Consider the following 18416-nt stretch of genomic DNA (forward strand, 5'->3'; position numbering starts at 1 on the left):
CATTGCCGACAGGCGAGAAGGGACCGCACTCATGGCAGATCGCGTACTCCGGGGGTCTCGGCTCGGAGCGGTGAGCTACGAGACCGACCGCGACCACGACCTGGCGCCGCGTCGGATGGCGCGGTACCGCACCGACAACGGCGAGGAATTCGACGTTCCCTTCGCCGACGACGCCGAAATCCCGCCGACCTGGCTGTGCCGCAACGGCCAGGAGGGCATCCTGCTCGAGGGCACCACGCAGGAGCCCAAGAAGGTCAAGCCGCCCCGCACCCACTGGGACATGCTGCTGGAGCGTCGCAGCAAGGAGGAGCTCGAGGAGCTCCTGCAGGAGCGCATGGAGCTGCTCAAGACCCGCCGCCGCGGCTGAGCACCGCGACAGACGGGAAGGGCCCCGCACCACACCGGTGCGGGGCCCTTCCTGTATCGGGGGTCAGCCCGGTGAGCCGTAGTGGGCGGCAAGGAGATTGGCGACCAGCTCCCCGAGGCTGCGCACCCCGGACTTCTCGACGATGGACTTCAGGTGCTGCTGCACCGTGAACGGCGACACCACCAGGGTGGCCTGCCGGGTCGAGTTGCCCGCCGGCACCAACGCGGCGATCTCGTCCTCACGCGGGGGCAACGGGTATGCGGCCAGCTCGACGAGGCGCGATCTCGGAAGCGCGGGCGGGCTCGGGGATGACCGCGATCGGACCGGCCGGGTCGGCTCAGTGACTGGCCACCTTCCGGTACTGCAGCAGGGCGATCGGCACCGAGATCGCCAGGATGGCCAGCGAACAGAAGACGGAGTATTCGACACAGTGGTCGGCGGGCCAGCCGGTGGCCGGTTTGAACGATGGCGGGGAGCCGTTGTCGAAGAGCTTGCGCCCGGCCGCCGACACCGCGGTGATCGGATTCCAGGCGGCGACGGTGCGCAGCGGGCCGGGCAGTGTCTCCCCGGAGATGAATGCCGAGGAGATGAAGGTCAGCGGGAACAGCCAGATGAGACCGGCGCTCTGGGCCACCTCGACGCTGGGCGACATGAGCCCGGTGATCGCCCCGACCCACGACATGGCGAACGCGAACAGCAGGATCACCCCGAACGCCAGCACCCCGTCCACGATCGACCCGTTGATCCGCCAGCCGACCACGTACCCGCACACCACCATGACCGCGAGCGCCAGGATGTTGACCACCAGGTCCGACAGGGTGCGGCCCATCAGCACCGCCAGCCGCGACATGGGCAGCGTCCGCATCCGGTCGATGATGCCCTTGTGCAGGTCGTTGGCCAGGCCGACGGTGGTGAACGCGGCATTGAAAGCGACCGTCTGCGTGAAGATTCCGGCCAGCAGGAACTCCCGGTACTGGCTGCCGCCCAGGGACGCGCCGAAGATGTAGGCGAACAGGAACACGAACATCAGCGGCTGGATGGTGGCCGTCACCAGCAGGGTGGGCACCCGCAGGATGGTCAGCAGGTTGCGGTAGGCCACGATCGCCGAGTCGCGCACCACCCGGGGTAACAGTATGAGGGGTCCCTCGACGCTGGGGCGGGCCTGCTCCTCCTCCGGTGGCGCGGGAGCTTCCGGTTCGGCGGGGAGGGTCGTCACGACAGGATCTCCTCTTGAACAGACTCGGGGGCGGGGACGTCCGGCTTGTGGTCGACGGATCTGCCGGTGAGGGAAAGGAATACGTCGTCGAGGGTGGGCCGGTCCACGACGGCGTCGACCACGTGCACCCCGGCGTCGTCGAGGCGGCGCAGCGCCTCCACCATGGTGCGGCTGCCGTCGCCGACCACCACGGTGACCGCGTCGGCGCCCTCGTCGAATTCGGCTTCGCCGATGCCCACCTCACCCAGCACCTGCTGCGCGGGGGCGGGATCCTGCCCGGGCGCGAGGGTGACGGTGAGCTTGTCGCCGCCGATGGAGGTCTTCAGTTCGTCGGCCGAGCCGCGGGCGATGACCCGCCCGCGGTCGATGACGGTGATGCGGTCGGCGAGGAGGTCGGCCTCCTCCAGGTACTGGGTGGTGAGCAGGACGGTGGTGCCGTCGTCGACGAGTTCGCCGATGACACGCCACATGTCGAGGCGCCCGCGCGGATCCAGGCCGGTGGTCGGCTCGTCCAGCACGACCACCGGGGGCCGGCACACCAGCGCTCCCGCCAGGTCCAGCCGGCGGGCCATACCGCCGGAGTAGGTGCCCGCCCGCCGCCCTGCCGCGTGCTCGAGACCGAGGGCGGTGAGCAGTTCGGTGGCACGTTCGGCAGCCCGCTTGTGGTTCATGCCGTACAGCCGGGCCACCATGCGCAGGTTCTCGAATCCGGACAGGTTGGCGTCGATGGCCGCGTACTGGCCCGACAGGCCGATCCGGGTGCGAACACGCGCCGGATGCTTCAGCACGTCCACTCCCGCGACGTGCACCGAGCCGGCGCTCGGGCGTAACAGGGTGGTGACGATGCGGACCGTGGTGGTCTTACCCGCGCCGTTGGGCCCGAGCAGGCCCATCACCGTGCCGGACGGGATCTCGAGATCGATACCGTCCAGCACCCGCATCTTGCCGTAGTACTTCACCAGCCCTTGGACTTCCACGGCCAGACTCATCGCATACCCTCCCGCCGGGCTCGGATGGCTGCCAGCTGATCCCGCAACACCGGCCCGATGACGGCGAGGGATTCGGGCGTTGTCATGCCGGCGTGTGTGCAGCGCACCAGCTGGTCGTGCACCGAACCGGTGACGTAGGGCTGCCAGGCCGCGGCACAGCGGTCCGGGTCGGCCCGGTTGATCTCGTCGTCGGCGGCGGTGAAGAACAGCAGATCACCATCGAAGACCCGGGGCCGGAACCCGTGTGCCTGCGCCGCGCCGTTCTCGTATCCGGTGTACAGCCGTTCCAGGTGCTCGACGGTGAGCGCCGCGAACGGACCGGATCGCCCGCGGAGCAGTTCGGCCGCCTCGGTGAGCGTCATGCGCGAATCGATGTCGGCGTCACCGCCGAGCAGGTCGGAACCGAATTCGGCGACCACGGCCGCCACCGACGGCACCGCCTCCTCGAGCCACCGATCCGACAGCTGGTAGCTGTCCATCATGGCCAGCAGCGCGACCTCGTCACCGGCCTCCTGCAGCTGCACGGCGATCTCGTGGGCGATGAGCCCGCCCAGCGACCAGCCCAGCACCTGGTAAGGCCCCTCGGGCTGCACCGACTTCATATGCGCCACATAGTGTTTCGCGGCCTCGGCGATGGTACGGTGACTGTCCTCCCCGGCCACGTGCGGGGCCTGCAGGCCGTACACGGGCAGCTCCGGCGGCAGATGCGACAGCAGCCCGGCGAAGCACCAGGACAGGCCGATGGCCGGATGCACGCAGAACAGCGGTGGCACACCGGAATCGGCGACCGGACGCAGCGGCAGCACCGCGCCCAGGGCCGCGGTCAACGTGGCGCCCGCGTCACCCTCGGCGGCGGTGAGCCGCCCGGCGATGGCGGCCGGGGTGGACTCGCCGAACATGGCCTGCACCGGCAGGTCGATGCCGCCCGCCCGCAGCTGGGCCACCACCTTGGTGGCCAGCAGCGAGTTGCCGCCGAGTTCGAAGAACCCGTCGTCGGCGCCGACCTGCTCGACGCCCAGCACGTCGGCGAAGGCGGCGCACAGTGCCTCCTCCAGCGCGGTGGTGGGGGCCCGGTAGCCCTCGCGGGCCGCGAACACCGGTTCCGGCAACGCCTTCCGGTCGAGCTTGCCGACCGGGGACAGCGGCACCCGGTCCAGCAGCATGATCGACTGCGGGACCATGTAGTTGGGCACCAGCTCGGCCACGTGCGCGGTCAGCTCGGCGGTGGTGGGCGCGGTTCCGGTGCGCGGCTTCACATACGACACCAGCGCGGTGGAGCCGGCCGGGGTGCGGTGCCCGATCGTGAGGGCGAACTCCACCTCCGGGTGCTTGGCCAGCGCCGCGTCGATCTCGCCGAGTTCGATGCGGAAGCCACGGATCTTGACCTGGTGGTCGGTGCGGCCGACGTACTCCAGATCCCTTGCGCCGCGCTCACTTTCGAGCCAGCGGACCAGGTCGCCGGTGCGGTACATACGGTCACCGGGCTTGCCGAACGGGTTGGCCACGAAGCGCTGCGCGGTCAGGCCCGGGCGGCGCAGGTAGCCGCGCGCCAGCGCCGCGCCGGCCAGGTGCAGTTCACCGGTGACCCCGGCCGGGGCCGGGTGCAGGCGCGCGTCGAGCACGCTCGCGCCGACCCCGCGGATGGGTCCGCCGATGGTGATCTGCCCGCCGGGTGTCATGGGCTGCGAGATCACCGTGACGATGGTGGTCTCCGTCGGCCCGTACACGTTGTAGAACTTGCGGCCCGGTGCCCACCGGCGGACCAGGTCCGGTGGCAGCGCCTCACCGCCGACCAGCATATGCCGCAGCGCGGTCACGCCGGCCGGATCGACGGTGCTCAGCGCCGCGGTGGTGATGAAGGCGTGGGTGATGCCCTCCTCGATGAACACCTGCCCCAGTTCCTGCCCGCCGACCACGCCCGCCGGATTGATCACCAGGGTGGCGGCCCCGCCGAGAGCGAACAGCAGGTCCAGCATGGCGGCGTCGAAACTCGGTGTGGCGAAGTGCAGGACGCGGCAGCCGGGGCCGACGTCGAAGCGCTGGGCGGTCTCGGCGGCGAAGTTGGACAGGCCGCCGTGGGTGACGACGACGCCCTTGGGGATGCCGGTGGAGCCGGAGGTGTAGATGACGTAGGCCGGGTTGTGCATGCGCAGCGGCACGATGCGTTCGGCGTCGCGGATCGGCGCGTCGGAGGTGGCGAGCACCCGCCGCCGGAACGACGGCGCGTCCAGCATCGTCCAGTTGGCCGCATCCGGCATGCGCTCCCGATAGCCGGACAGCGTGATACCCACGGCCGCACCGGAATCCAGCAGCATGTGACTGATGCGCTGCTCCGGATAGTTCGGGTCGACGGGCACGAACGCGCCACCGGCCTTGGCGATGGCCAGCATCACCGCCACCGATTCGGCCGAACGCGGAATCCCCATGGCGACCAGGGTTTCCGGGCCCACGCCGTAGCTGATGAGCACCCGGGCCAGCCGGTTGGTCCAGCGGTCCAGAGCGTCGTAGGAGATCTGGGTGCCGGCGGAGCGGACCGCGATGCCCGACCGGTTGAGGTTGACCGCGGCCTCGAACACCTCCGGGAAGGTGATGGGCAGGCCGGGCTCGGTGCCGCGGACGGGCGCCAGCGCCGACCATTCGGCCGAGTCCAGCAGGTCCAGATCGCCCACGGCGGTGGCCGGATGCGCGGCGGCCGCGGCCAGCAGCCGCACGAAGCGCTGTGCCAGCCGCTGCGCGGTCGCCGCCTCGAACAGGTCGGAGGCGTAGTTCACCGACACCGTGATGCCGTCGGGTTCGCGGTGCGGCGTCCAGGATTCGGTGAGGGTGAACTGGAGGTCGAATTTGGCGATGCCCGGGTCGGCGTCGTCGGCCTCGATGCGCATGGCGGGCAGCTCCAGCACCCGCGCCGGCTGGTTCTGCACCGACAGCATGACCTGGAACATCGGGTGATGTGCCTGGGAGCGCGCCGGATTCAGCACCTCGACGAGGCGCTCGAACGGCAGGTCGGCGTGGGCGAAGGCCTCCAGGTCGGTGTCGCGGACCGCGCGCAGCAGGTCGCCGAACGCGGCGCCGCCGTCGATGTGGGTGCGCAGCACCAGGGTGCCGACGAACATACCGACCAGGCGGTCCAGCGCCGGATGTCCGCGTCCCGCGATGGGTGTGCCGACCGTGATGTCGTCACCGTGTGTCAGGCGGTGCAGCAGTGTGACCAGTGCCGCGTGCAGCACCATGAACATGGTGACGCCGTGTTCGGCTGCCAGCGCCTGCAATTCGCGGTGGGTGAAGGCGTCGAGCTTGCATTCCACCGTGCCGCCCCGGTAGGTCGGCACCGGCGGCCGCGGCCGGTCGGCGGGAACGGAGAGCAGTTCCGGGATGCCGTCGAGGGCGCGCCGCCAGTAGTCGAGCTGGCGGCTGATCACCGAATCCGGATCGTCCTCGCGGCCCAGCACATCCTGCTGCCACAGCGTGTAATCGGCGTACTGGATGGGCAGTTCGGGCCATTCCGGGGTCTGCTTGCCGGTGTGGGCCCGGTAGGCGGCGGCCACATCGGCGGCCAGCGGCTGCAGCGACCAGCCGTCCATGGCGATGTGGTGCACGACCAGCACCAGCACGTGCTCGGTCCTGCTGCCGGTCAGGCGCAGCAGGGCGGCGCGCACCGGCACGCTGGTGGCCAGGTCGAAACCGCCGGCGGTGACGCGGCGGATCTCGCCGGGCACCTCGTCCGCGGAGACCGTCCGCACCGGCAGGCCGATCGTCCCCTCGCCCGGCTCCAGAATCCGCTGGCAGGGTTCGCCGTCGATCTCCGGGAAGACGGTGCGCAGGGTCTCGTGACGGTCCTGCACGGCATGCAGGGCCGCGCGCAGCGCCGGGATGTCCAGCTCACCGTGCAGGCGCAGGGCGAGCGGAACGTTGTAGGCGCCCAGCGCTTCTCCGTGCTCGCCGGCGTTGAACTTCTCCAGGAACCACAGCCGCCGCTGGGCCGCGGACAGCGGGATCCGCGCGGGCCGGGTGCGCCGACGCGGTTCCGGCCGCAGATCCGCCGAGGAAGATCCGGCGTCCAGGGCCGCGGCGAGTCCGGCAACGGTGGGCGCGGCGAAGACCGACCGCACCTCCAGCCGCACCCCGGTGACGGTGGCCAGCCTGGCCACCAATTGGGTGGCCAGCAGCGAGTTTCCGCCGACCTCGAAGAAGCTGGCGTCCGCGCCCAGGGACTCGGCGCCGACCAGCTCCCCCATCACCTCGGCGACCAGGCGCTCGGTGTCGGTCTCCGGTTCCCGCGAGACCCCGGCGACGACGGCCGTGGGTTGGGGCAGCGCGTCGCGGTCGAGCTTGCCGACCGGGGTGAGCGGAATGTGGTCGAGCAGGGCGAAGGCGCTGGGCACCATGTGCGCCGGCAGGTGCTCCGCGCAGTGCGCGCGCAGCTCCTCGAGGTCGGGTGCGGCGGCGAGGTCCATGGGCAGCACGAACGACACGATGCGGCGCGCGCCCGCGATCTCGCGAACCTCGGTGTGGGAGAAGCGGATCGCACGGTGGGCGGTGAGCACGCCGTCGATCTCGCCCAGCTCGATACGGAAACCACGCAGCTTCACCTGATGGTCGCTGCGGCCCAGGTAGGCGATGTCACCGTCGCGGGTCCAGCGCACCACATCGCCGGTGCGGTAGAGGCGCGAGCCCGCCGGGCCGTACGGGTCCGCGACGAACCGGGAGGCGGTGAGATCGAACCGCTCGAAATAGCCGCGCGCGCAACCCTGTCCACCGATGTACAGCTCGCCGGGCACGCCGACCGGGACCGGGCGCAGGCGGTCGTCGAGGACCACGGCGCGGGCGCCGCGGACCAGGTTGCCGATGGTGACGGGCTCGCCGACCCGCAGCGGCTCGGAGATCGTGACCACGATGGTGGTCTCCGTCGGACCGTACACGTTGAGCATCAGGCGGCCGGGGGCCCAGCGCGCCACCAGTTCCGGTCCCAAGGCCTCGCCGCCCAGCATGATCGCGCGCAGGTGTGGCAGTGGCCAGCGGTCCCGGTCGATGGTCGCCAGCGCGGCCGGGGTCATGAAGGTGTGGCTGACCTGTTCGCGGTCCATGAGCGCCGCCAGTTCGTCGCCGCCGTACACGTCGGGCGGAACGATGATCATGGTCGCGCCCGCGCAGATCGCCAACAGCAGGTCGTAGACGGAGGCGTCGAAGCTCGGGGACGAGAAGTGCATGGTCCGCGAGTCCCGGTCGACCCGTGCGCGCTCGCGGACCTCGTCGGCGAAATTGGACAGGCCGCCGTGGGTGACGGCCACGCCCTTGGGTTTTCCGGTCGAGCCGGAGGTGTAGATGAGGTACGCCAGATCCGTGGTCCACAGGGTCCTGGTGCGCTCGGCATCGGTGATCGGGCCGTCGTCGAGGACCTCGAGTTCTTCGAGCAGTACGGCGTCGTCGAGCAGCAGCCACTGCGTGCCGCGGTCACCGGCGGCGTGGAGCCGGTCGGCGTGCTCGGTCATGCTGACACCCACCCCGCAGCCGGAGTCGGCGAGCATGTGCTGCACCCGGTCGGCCGGATAGTTGGGGTCCACCGGCACGAACGCCGCACCGCACTTGGTGACGGCCAGCGCCGTCAGCACCGACTCCACCGACCGGGTCAGGCCCAGCGCCACCCGGTCACCCGGGCCCAGGCCGCGGTGGATCAGGGCCCGCGCCAAGCGGTTCGAATACACGTCGGATTCCAGGTAGGTGAGCTCGGTGTCGTCGAGACGCAGGAACACCCGGTCGGCATTGAGGTGCGCGGTGGCCGCGAAGTAGGCGGCCAGGCTGCACTGCGGCTCCGGCGCGGGGCCCCAGGCCGGGGTGAACATGTCGTGCTCGAGTTCGGTGCGCGCGTCGATGTCACGGACGCGCACGTGCGCATCGGCGGTGACGGCGCCGAACACCTTGACCAGACGCTCGGCCAGGATGCCGACCGTCGACTGGTCGAAAAGCTCGGCGGCGTAGACGAATTCGAAGGCCCGCTGGTCCTCGCCCGCGCCGGGCAGCACCCGCAGCTCCAGATCGAACTTGGCCAGCGCGATATCGAGTTCCTCGGCCTGCAGCGACAATCCGGGCAGTCGCAGCGCGGGCACCGGTGTGTCCTGCACGGTCAGCGCGACCTGCAGCAGCGGGCTCGCGCCGTAGCGGCGCTGCCCCGCGTCCCCGGACTGCAGTTCCTCCACGACCCGCTCGTAGGGCACCTCGGCGTGCGCCATGGCGGCCAGTTCGGTGTCGCGGTCGGCCTGCAGCAGTTCGGCGAAGCTGCGGTCGGGGTCCACATCCGAGCGCAGGATCAGCGTGTTGACGAACATGCCGACCAGATCGTCGAGACGGGTGTCGGTGCGCCCGGCCACCGGGGTGCCGACGATCATGTCGCGGCCGCCGGTGACCATGCGCAGCAGCACGGCCACCGTGGAGCGCAGCACCATGAACAGACTGACGCCGTGTGCCCGCGCGACCTCGGCGAGCCTGCGCTGCACGGCTTCGGGCACCTCGAACCGCACCGATCCGGCCCGATGGGTGGGTTCGACCGGGCGGGGCCGGTCGTAGGGCAGCGGCAGTTCCCCGGGCAGGTCGTCCAGCGCGGTGCGCCAGTAGGCCAGCTGGGAGGCGGCGGCGCTCTCGGCGTCGTCCTCCGTGCCGAGAATCTCGCGCTGCCACAGGCTGAAGTCGGCGTACTGCACCGGCAGCGGCGCCCAGGTGGGTGCCGCGCCGCCGTGGCGGGCGGTGTAGGCGATGGCCAGGTCCCGGGTGAGCGGGCCCAGCGACCAGCCGTCGGCGGCGATGTGGTGCAGCGCGATGCCGAGCAGGTGCCGGCGGGTTCCGGTGCGCAGCAAGGTCATCCGCAGCGGGATCTCGCGGGTCAGGTCGAAGCCGCGGCGCGCCAGCGAGCGCAGGGCGTGGCGCGCGCCGACCTCGTCGGTCTCGACCACGTCCAGCATCGATAGGCACTGTGCGGTGTCCAGCACCACCTGGTAGGCGCCCTGGTCGTCCTCCGGGAAGACGGTACGCAGCACCTCGTGACGCTCCACCACGTCGGCCAGCGCCGACCGCAACGCGTCGATATCCGGATCGCCATCGATCCGCAGCACGAATGCGATGTTGTAAGCGCTGGATTCGGGGGAATATCGGTTGAGGAACCACAGTCGCTGCTGCGGCAACGACAGTGGCACGCGCTCCGGGCGCGGCGTATGCACAGCCAGCGCTACACGCCGGGCCCGGGGCGCTTCCGCCAGCCGCGCGGCCACTCCGGCCACCGTCGGCAGCTCGAAGATGTCGCGCACCGGCAGCTCCACCCCGAACTCGCTGTGCAGGGCCGTGGTCAGGCGGGTGGCCAGCAGCGAGTTGCCGCCGATCTCGAAGAAGTTGTCGTCCGCACCGGGTGTGAGGCCGCCCAGCACACTGCCGAAGACCAGCGCGACCTGTTGCTCCAGTTCGGTTTCCGGGGCGCGGGTGGGCGCGGCGGCCACGAACTCCGGCGCGGGCAGCGCCTTGCGGTCCAGCTTGCCGGTCGGGGAGACCGGCACGGAGTCGAGGACGGTGAGCGCGGCGGGCACCATGTAACCGGGCAGCCGCCCGCGCGCGGTGTCGAGCACGGCGGCCGGGTCGATGTCGGTGTCGGCGGTGAGATAGGCCACCAGACGCGGGATTCCACGCTCGTCGTGGTGAACGATGGTGAGCGCGAAGGTGACTCCCGGATGCGCGGCCAGCACGTGGTCGATCTCGCGCAGTTCGATGCGGAAGCCGCGGATCTTGATCTGGTCGTCGGCCCGGCCCAGGAAGCGCAGCTGTCCCGCCCGGTCGGCGACCACGAGATCGCCGGTGCGGTACATGCGTTCGCCGCGCCGCCCGTGCGGGTTGGCCGGGAATTGTTGCGCGGTCAGGCCGTGCCGGCCCAGGTAGCCGCGGGCCAGGCCGGGACCGGACAGGTACAGCTCGCCCGCCACGCCCGGCGGCACCGGGTGCAGGCGGCCGTCGAGCACGAACAGCCGCATGCCGCGCACGGGTCCGCCGATCGGGACCGGCTGCCCCGCGAGCATGGGCCCGGTGGCGGTGGCGGCGACGGTGGCCTCGGAGGGGCCGTACATGTTGTGCATGCGCCGCGCCGGGCGGCCGGGCCGGGAATCCGGTGCGGTCCAAACCTCGACGAGCTCCTCGGGGCAGGCCTCGCCGCCGACGATGACGGCCTCCAGCTCCGGCAGGTCGCCGGCCGGCACGGTGGCGAGGGCGGCGGGCGTCACGAAGGCGTGCGTCACGTGCTCCTCGCGCAGGATGCGCGCCAGCTCGGCGCCGCCGAGGACGCCCGCGGGCACCACCACGATGGTGGCCCCGGCCGCGAAGCCCAGCAGCAGCTCCAGCACCGACGCATCGAAGCTGGGCGACGAGAAGTGCAGGGTGCGAGCCGAATCGGTGACCTTGAACAGGTGCATCTGCTCGTGCGCCAGCGAGGCGATGCCCGCATTGGTGACCACCACGGCCTTGGGCTTGCCGGTGGAACCGGAGGTGTAGATCAGGTAGGCCGGGCCGCCGACGCGCAGCGGGTGGTGCCGGTCCGCGTCGGTGACCGGGGTATCGGGGAACTGCGCGCACTCCGGTGCGAGCAGCTCGGAGCCGAGCAGCAGCCAGTCGACGTAGCTCTTGCGGTGGCGGCCCCGGTTGCCGGGCCAGGTGGTCGGCATGTCCTCGCGCCGTTCGGCATTGGTGATACCGAGCATGGCGCCGGAATCGGCGAGCATGTGGGCGATGCGGTCGGCCGGATAGTCGGGGTCGACGGGCACGTACGCGGCACCGGTCTTGGCCACCGCCCACACCGCGAGGATGCTCTCCAGACTGCGCGGCAGCGCGATCGCCACCACCACCTCCGGGCCCGCGCCGTGCTCGATCAGCACCCGCGCCAGGCGATTCGAGCGTTCGTCGAGCTCCCGGTAGGTGGTGTCGACGCCGAGGTAGCGGACCGCGACCGCGTCGGGCACCCGCTCGGCGGTGTCGCTGAGCAGCCGGGCCAGGGTGATGCTGGGCTCGGCGGGGGAACCCACGATGGGCACCAGCTTCGCGGTCTCCCGGACATCCAGCAGCGGCAGGTCGCCGACCGGGGTGGACGGGTCGGCGACCGCGGCGGCCAGGATCGCACCGAAGCGCCGCGCGATGGCCTCCACCGTGATGCGATCGAAAACGTCGGCGGCATAACCGAATTCGGCGGTGAATCCGGCGTTCTCGGCGGGGATGCCGGCAGGTTCCTGGACGGTCAGCTGCAGATCGAACTTGGCGACGTCGGTGGCCAGGGGCACCACCTCGGTCTCCACGCCGGGCAGGTCGACGTCCAGCTCGGGGTTGCTGTCGTAGGACAGCATCACCTGGAACAGGGGGTGGCGGGCGGCGGAGCGCTCGGGATTGACCACCTCGACGAGCCGCTCGAACGGCACGTCGGCATTGGCGAAGGCATTGAGGTCGGTTTCGCGGACCTCGGCGAGCATGCGGTCGAACCCGGCGGCCGGGTCCACCCGGGTGCGCAGCACGAGGGTGTTGACGAACATGCCGACCAGATCGTCGAGCGCCGGATCGCTGCGCCCGGCGATCGGCGTGCCGATCACGATGTCGGTGGTGTTGCACAGGCGCGCGAGCACCGCGGCCAGCGCGGCGTGCAGGACCATGAACGTGCTGACCCCGCGTGTGGCGGCCACGCCCGCCAGGGCCCGGCGGGTCTGCGCGGAGATCTCGAACTCGACGGTGCCACCGGCGGTGCCGCGGTGCCGCGGACGGGGGCGGTCCAGCGGCAGGTCCAGCTGGTCGGGCAGGTCGGCGAGCGCGACGCGCCAGAAGGCGAGCTGCCGGGCCAGGGCGCTGGCCGGGTCGGCCTCGTCGCCGAGCAGTTCCCGTTGCCACAGTGCGAAATCCGCGTACTGCACCGGCAGCGGCGTCCACTGCGGCGCGGCGCCCTGGGCGCGGGCGGCGACCGCGGTGATGATGTCGCGGCTCAGCGGGGCGGTGGACCAGCCGTCGCCGCTGATGTGGTGCAGCACCACCAGGAATAGGTGGGTGTCGGGCCCGATGGCGTACAGCGCCACCCGGACCGGGGCCTGGCTGCGCAGATCGAAGCCGTACCCGGCGAATTCGCTCGCCAGCGCGACCGCGTCCTCACCGGTGGCGTCGATGGGATCGAGCGTGAGCGGGATCTCCGAGGCCGGGTGCACCAGCTGGCAGGGCCCGTCGGGGGTGTCGGGGAAGGTGGTGCGCAGGCTCTCGTGTCGTTCCAGCACATCCACCAGGCCGGCCCGCAGCGCCGGAATATCCAGGGGCCCGGTCAGTTTCACCGCGAAGGCCATGTTGTAGGCCGCCGCGTGCTCGGCGAACCGGTTGAGGATCCACAGCCGCTGCTGGGCCAGCGACAGCGGAAGCTGTTGCGGCCGTTGCCCGGCCATCAGTTTCGGGGAGGTGTTCTCCGGCTCCTCGGCCGAGAGCCGGGTGGCCAGCGCGGTGACAGTGGACGTTTCGAACAGATCGCGGATGGTGAGCGACGCGCCCAGGGCCGCGTTCACGCGCGCGACCGCCCGGGCGGCGGTCAGCGAGTTGCCGCCCAGGTCGAAGAAGCTGTCCTCGACGTCGAATTCGTCGGTGCCGAGCACCTCGGCGAAGATGCCGGTGAGCTGGTGTTCCATGGCGGTGCGCGGAGCGGCGGCGGGCCGGGCCGGGCGGCGGGCGCCCGCATCGGGTGCGGGCAGCGCCTTGCGGTCCACCTTGCCGTTGGCGCTGAGCGGTAGCTCGTCGAGCACCATGAGGTATGTCGGCACCATGTAGCTGGGCAGGGTCCGGCGCAACGTGGCGGTGAGGTCGGAAGGGTCCAGGTCGCCGACGCCGGGGGCGGCCACGACGTAGCCGATGAGCTCGTCCCCGCTGCGGCCGCGGCGGGCCACGCACACGGCGCGCGCGACGCGGGCGTCGGTCAGCAGGACGGCCTCGATCTCGCCGAGTTCGATGCGCAGGCCGCGCACCTTGATCTGGAAGTCGCTGCGGCCCAGGTATTCCAGGACGCCGGCGGTGCCGGTGCCGCGCCAGCGCACCAGGTCACCGGTGCGGTACATGCGGGCGCCGGGGGTGAACGGGTTGGCCACGAAACGGTCGGCGGTCAGGGCGCCACGGCCCACGTAGCCCCGGGCCAGCTGCACGCCGGCCAGGTACAGCTCACCCACGACGCCCGGGGCGACCGGCTGGAGCCGGGCGTCCAGTACATAGGTGCGGGTGTTCCAGACGGGCGAGCCGATCGGGACGTCGGTGCTGCCCGGAGTGCAGTGCCAGGCGGTGACGTCGACGGCGGCCTCGGTCGGGCCGTACAGGTTGTACAGCTGCGGCGCGTCGGCGCCGCTGCCGAGGGCGGCGTGGAAATCGGCGACGGTGGCGGCGGGCAGCGCCTCACCCGAGCAGAAGACCCGCGACAGTCCGGTGCAGCCCCGCACATCGGTGTCGGTGAGGAACACCGACAGCATGGACGGTACGAAATGCGCCGTGGTGACGCCCTTCTCGGCGATGATCCGGGCCAGATACGCGGGATCGCGGTGCCCGTCGGGGGCGGCGATGACCAGGCGGGCCCCGATCTGCAAGGGCCAGAAGAACTCCCACACCGAGACGTCGAAGGTGGCGGGGGTCTTCTGCAGCACCACGTCGGAGGAGTCGAGCGGGTAGGCGTCCTGCATCCAGCGCAGCCGGTTCACGATGGCGGCGTGGGTGACGCCGACACCCTTGGGCGTGCCGGTGGAACCGGAGGTGAAGATGACGTACGCGAGGTGGTCCGGACGCAGCGGCGCGGTCCGATCGGTGTCGGTGACCGGGCGGCCCGGGTGCCGCGACACGTCCGCGGTGTCGATGTCGAATCGCGGTGCGGTGCCCGGCATGTCGAGCTCGTCGCGCGACGTGGTGAGTACGCACAGCGGCCGGGCCTGATCGAGGATGGCCTCGATGCGGTCGGCCGGGTGGTCCGGGTCGATGGGGAGGTAGGCGGCGCCCGCCTTGACGATGGCGTACATGCCGGCCAGCAGGTCGAGGCTGCGCCGGACGGCCAGGCCGACCAGGGTGTCGGGTCCCGCGCCGCGCGCGATGAGTTCGCGGGCCAGCCGGTTGGCGCGCTCGTCGAAGGCGGCGTAGGTGAGTGTCTCGCCCTCGAAGTCGAGCGCGATCCGCTCCGCGGAGGCGGCGGCCCGGTCGGCGAAGAGCCCGGCCAGGGTGCCCTCCTGGCGGGCCACCTGGGTCGAATTCCATTCGTGCAGAACGCGTTCGCGTTCCGGATCGGTGAGTACCGGCATGTCGGCGACCGGCGTCTCCGGGTCGGCGGATACGAAGCGGGCCAGGTAATCCAGCAGCCGGTCGTGGTGGACGGCGAGTTCGGCATCGCTGTAGAGGCGCGGGTTGGCCTCGAAGTCGATGTGGATGCGATCGCCGAGACCGTTGTACAGGTTGATCGACAGGTCCTCGACCGGGCCGGTGGACAGCACGTTGATGGCACCCATCAGGCTGCCGAACTTCAGCTCGCTGTGGAAGAGCATCAGGTTGACCATGGGGCCGAAGAAGCCGCGGGCGTCGCGCGAATAGCCGCAGTCCCGGCGGATGTCGTCGCTGCGATAGCGCTGGTGGCGCAGGGCGCCGGTGATCTGCAGCTCGACCGCGCGCACGGTGTCGGCGACGGTGTGGGTGTCGGTGAACTGCACGCGGATGGGCACCACGTTCGAGACCACACCGCTGGAACGGCGTAGCGCCACGGTGGTGCGCGCGGACACGGGCAGGCTCAGCACCACGTCCTGGGTGCCGGTGACGGCCCGCACGTAACCGGCCAGGGCGGCCACGAACAGCGCGGAGCTGTTGGAGCCGAACGCGGTCGCGGCGGCCTCGACGGCGGCCTGGGTGTCATCGGCGAGCACGGCGGTCGCGCTGCGCCGGCCGGCGTCGGACACCGCGGGCAGCATTCCGTTGCTGGACAGGGTGATCGGCTCACCGGCGCCGTCGAGCTGCTGGCGCCAGTAGTCGCTGTCGGTGACGAAGCGGCTGGTCTCCCGGTACCGGTTCTCGTCGGAGTAGATGCTGGCCAGCGGGGTGGCCCGGGAGTCGCCCGGCTCGTCGTGAGCTTCGAGAGCCGTATAGATCTCCGCGGCGCGGGTGGTGGCGTTCATGGCGCCGTAGCCGTCGATGACGATGTGGTGGCCGCGGCTGTACCAGATCCAGTCCGAGTCGCCGACCCGGAGCACCACGTTGGTGGTGAGCGGATCGCGTTCGATGTCGATGGGCGAGCTGGCGTGCTCGTTCATCCAGGCGAGGGCCGCGGCGCGCGGGTCGGTCTCGGCGCGCAGGTCGTAGCGGGCCCAGCCGGGCCGCCAGTGGAAGTCCACCAGCTGGTGCGGCACCCCGTCGATCTCGAGCAGGCGCACGTGGCCGCACTGGCTCTCGGCGCCGTAGCGCTCGATGGCGTACAGCAGGCGGCCGACGTCCAGGTCGCCGTGAATCTCGACGTACTGCGCGATGGTGAGGGGGATATCGGGCCGGATGCGCTGGGCGTACCAGAGAGCCGACTGCGCGGGAGAGAGCGCGAAAGGTTGAGCCGAGAATTCACCCGAAGAACATTGGTCGACACGGTCGGTGGCCAATGAACTCATCAAAAAACTCCGTTCTGCCGCTGTAGACGCAACTCCCCGAGCCCCGAAAATCGATCACGGTCCGCCCCGATGGCCCGGCGATCGCGCGCATGCGCGAGCCGTAGGACGTGATCCACGTCCTATGATTCGGAGCATCCCGCCGAGCGGATCGGTGGTGATCTCGAGTTGTCCGCAACGAACGGGCGTTGACGGCGCGAAGCTTAAGTTCAGTTACCTCATAGCAAACCTCACGAGGATCGCTTAACTCACCTAAGGAAACCGCACGACCACAGACAAACCGGAGACTCGAACAAGCCATGGCAATGAACTGGCGAAACTGTCTCGCCGACGCGGGACGGCCCTCTCACACGTGCCCGCGGGTAATACGCCGGAAAAGCCTCCGGGATCAGATCCGGTCGATCGAGGTCACGCGCGCGGTGCCCGACGCCGGATCAGCGCTGCCGCAGTGGCAGCAGCGGCCAGGATACACAGGATCGCCTCGGGCGCGGGCCCGAAACGAGTGGCAAATGTCGTATTGTTCCGCAACGGCAACGTCGCTACCAGCGCCGCAGGTTCGAATTGCGGCGTCTGCTGCCGGACCACGCCGTCGGCGGTGATCATGGCGCTGACGCCGGTGGTCACCGAGACCACCACTGCGCGCCCGTGTTCCACCGCCCGCACCCGCGACATGGCCAGCTGCTGATAGGTCATCTCGCTGCGGCCGAAGGTGGCGTTGTTGGACGGGACCGCGAGCAGCTGCGCGCCGGCGCGCACGGACTCCTCGAAGGCGCGATCGAAGACCACCTCGTAGCAGGTGGCGACGCCGATGGCGACCGGCGCGCCGCCGGTGAACGGCTGGGCGTGCACCACGCCGTCGCCCCTACCGGGGACGAAATAGCCTGCGCGGTCCGCGTATTCGGAGAAGTGCCGGAAGAAGTCGCGGTACGGCAGATATTCGCCGAAGGGCTGGATGATCTTCTTGTCGTGCCGCTCCCCCGGTCCGGCGTCGCCGTTCCAGACGATGACCGAGTTGGTGGTGGTGAGGTCGTCGTTGACGAGCACCGCGCCGACCAGGATGGGGGCCTTCACATCCTTGGATGCCTGCGAGATCTCCTGGGCCGCATCGGCGTTGCGCAGCGGATCGATATCGGAGGAGTTCTCCGGCCAGATCACCACGTCCGGTTGCGGGGCCCGGCCGGCCGCGATGTCGCGGGCCAGTTCCTCGGTGCGCTTGACGTGATTGTCGAGAACCGCGCGGCGCTGGGCATTGAAGTCCAGGCCCAGGCGCGGCACGCTGCCCTGGATGGCGGCGACCGTGATCGGCCGGTTGCCGTCCTCCGGGCCGGGCAGCGCGGTCCGGAGGATCACTCCGGTGAGGGGAACTATAGCCACAAGCATTGCCGCAGCAACAATCCGGTTCCAGGATGTGGGACGGATTGCCCCCGATCTGGGAGAATCCGAGGTGGCCGCGACCGGCTCACCGCTATCCTCCGCACCCGATGCGAGGCGGCGCAGCAAACTCACCGCAAGCCATGCCAGCCCGGTGCCGGTGAGCGCCACCGCGAAACTCACCAGCGGCGCGCCACCCACCATCGCGAAGGGCAGATACCACCCGTCGGCCTGACCGAAAGCCAGTTTCCCCCAAGGGAACCCGCCGAAGGGGAAGCTGGCCCGCGCCCACTCGGTCAGCGACCACACCGTCGCCACCCACAGCGGCCAGCCGGGCAGCGTCACCACCCACCGCGTGAGCAGCCCGAACAATCCGACATACAGGGCGCACACGGTCGACAGGGCGATCCACGGCACCGGGCCGACATAGATCCCGGTCCACGGCAGCAGCGGCAGGAAGAACGCCAGCCCGGCCACGAACCCTAATCCGAATCCTCCACGCGCCCGGCCGGTTCCGCGCACGGCGAGGGTCAGCACGGCGATCCCGACCGGAGCCAGGTACCACAGCGTCCGGGGCGGGAAGCTCGCGTACAGCAGCAGCCCGGCCACGACCGCGGCCGCCAACCGCGTCAGCCGCGGCCGCGCCGTCGCTACCGCGATCGCCCGCGCCGCCACCCCCGGCCGAGATGCCGGCGCGGACGCGGCCCCGGCCCGTGTGACCGTGGAAATGCTCAGGCCCTCATCGGCTTCCGATGCCGTGCCGACGGCGCGATCTCCCTCACGCTCGACCCCTGCAGCCGCCACGGGATCCTGGGCCTCGTCGGATGTGC

At 70.8% G+C, this 18416-nt stretch carries 6 protein-coding genes; 1 reads left to right on the plus strand and 5 read right to left on the minus strand.

The genetic code is table 11. The annotated features are described in order from the left end of the window. The first annotated feature begins 31 nt into the window (after window positions 1-31). Window positions 32-367 (plus strand): RNA polymerase-binding protein RbpA, encoded by a 336-nt coding sequence (locus ACQP1O_RS25330; RefSeq protein ID WP_040857934.1) that lies wholly within the window; start codon window positions 32-34, stop codon window positions 365-367. 63 nt (window positions 368-430) lie between these two features. Here ACQP1O_RS25330 and ACQP1O_RS25335 read toward each other — a convergent pair whose 3' ends face one another. The 5 genes from ACQP1O_RS25335 to lnt all read right to left on the minus strand — a co-directional run bounded on the left by ACQP1O_RS25335 (window position 431) and on the right by lnt (window position 18261). After that, entirely contained in the window at window positions 431-619 is a 189-nt protein-coding gene (locus tag ACQP1O_RS25335; protein WP_433560961.1) for a hypothetical protein, read from the minus strand. Window positions 620-704: 85 nt separating this feature from the next. Next, window positions 705-1487: an ABC transporter permease gene (locus ACQP1O_RS25340; RefSeq protein WP_433567781.1), complete on the minus strand. Its 783-nt coding sequence runs from the start codon at window positions 1485-1487 to the stop codon at window positions 705-707. Between the two features lie 92 nt (window positions 1488-1579). Then, window positions 1580-2572 (minus strand): ATP-binding cassette domain-containing protein, encoded by a 993-nt coding sequence (locus ACQP1O_RS25345; RefSeq protein WP_433560962.1) that lies wholly within the window; start codon window positions 2570-2572, stop codon window positions 1580-1582. Then, the gene (locus tag ACQP1O_RS25350; protein WP_433560963.1) at window positions 2569-16218 is read right to left on the minus strand and encodes an amino acid adenylation domain-containing protein; all 13650 of its coding nucleotides are present in this window, start codon (window positions 16216-16218) and stop codon (window positions 2569-2571) included. Before ACQP1O_RS25350 ends, ACQP1O_RS25345 begins: the two co-directional genes overlap by 4 nt. A gap of 405 nt (window positions 16219-16623) precedes the next feature. After that, a complete protein-coding gene (gene lnt, locus ACQP1O_RS25355) occupies window positions 16624-18261 on the minus strand; it encodes an apolipoprotein N-acyltransferase (protein WP_433567782.1) in 1638 nt (545 codons plus the stop codon). Window positions 18262-18416: the final 155 nt, after the last annotated feature.

Origin of the sequence: Nocardia sp. CA-151230, assembly GCF_050942175.1 — a bacterium.
Lineage (GTDB): Bacteria > Actinomycetota > Actinomycetes > Mycobacteriales > Mycobacteriaceae > Nocardia.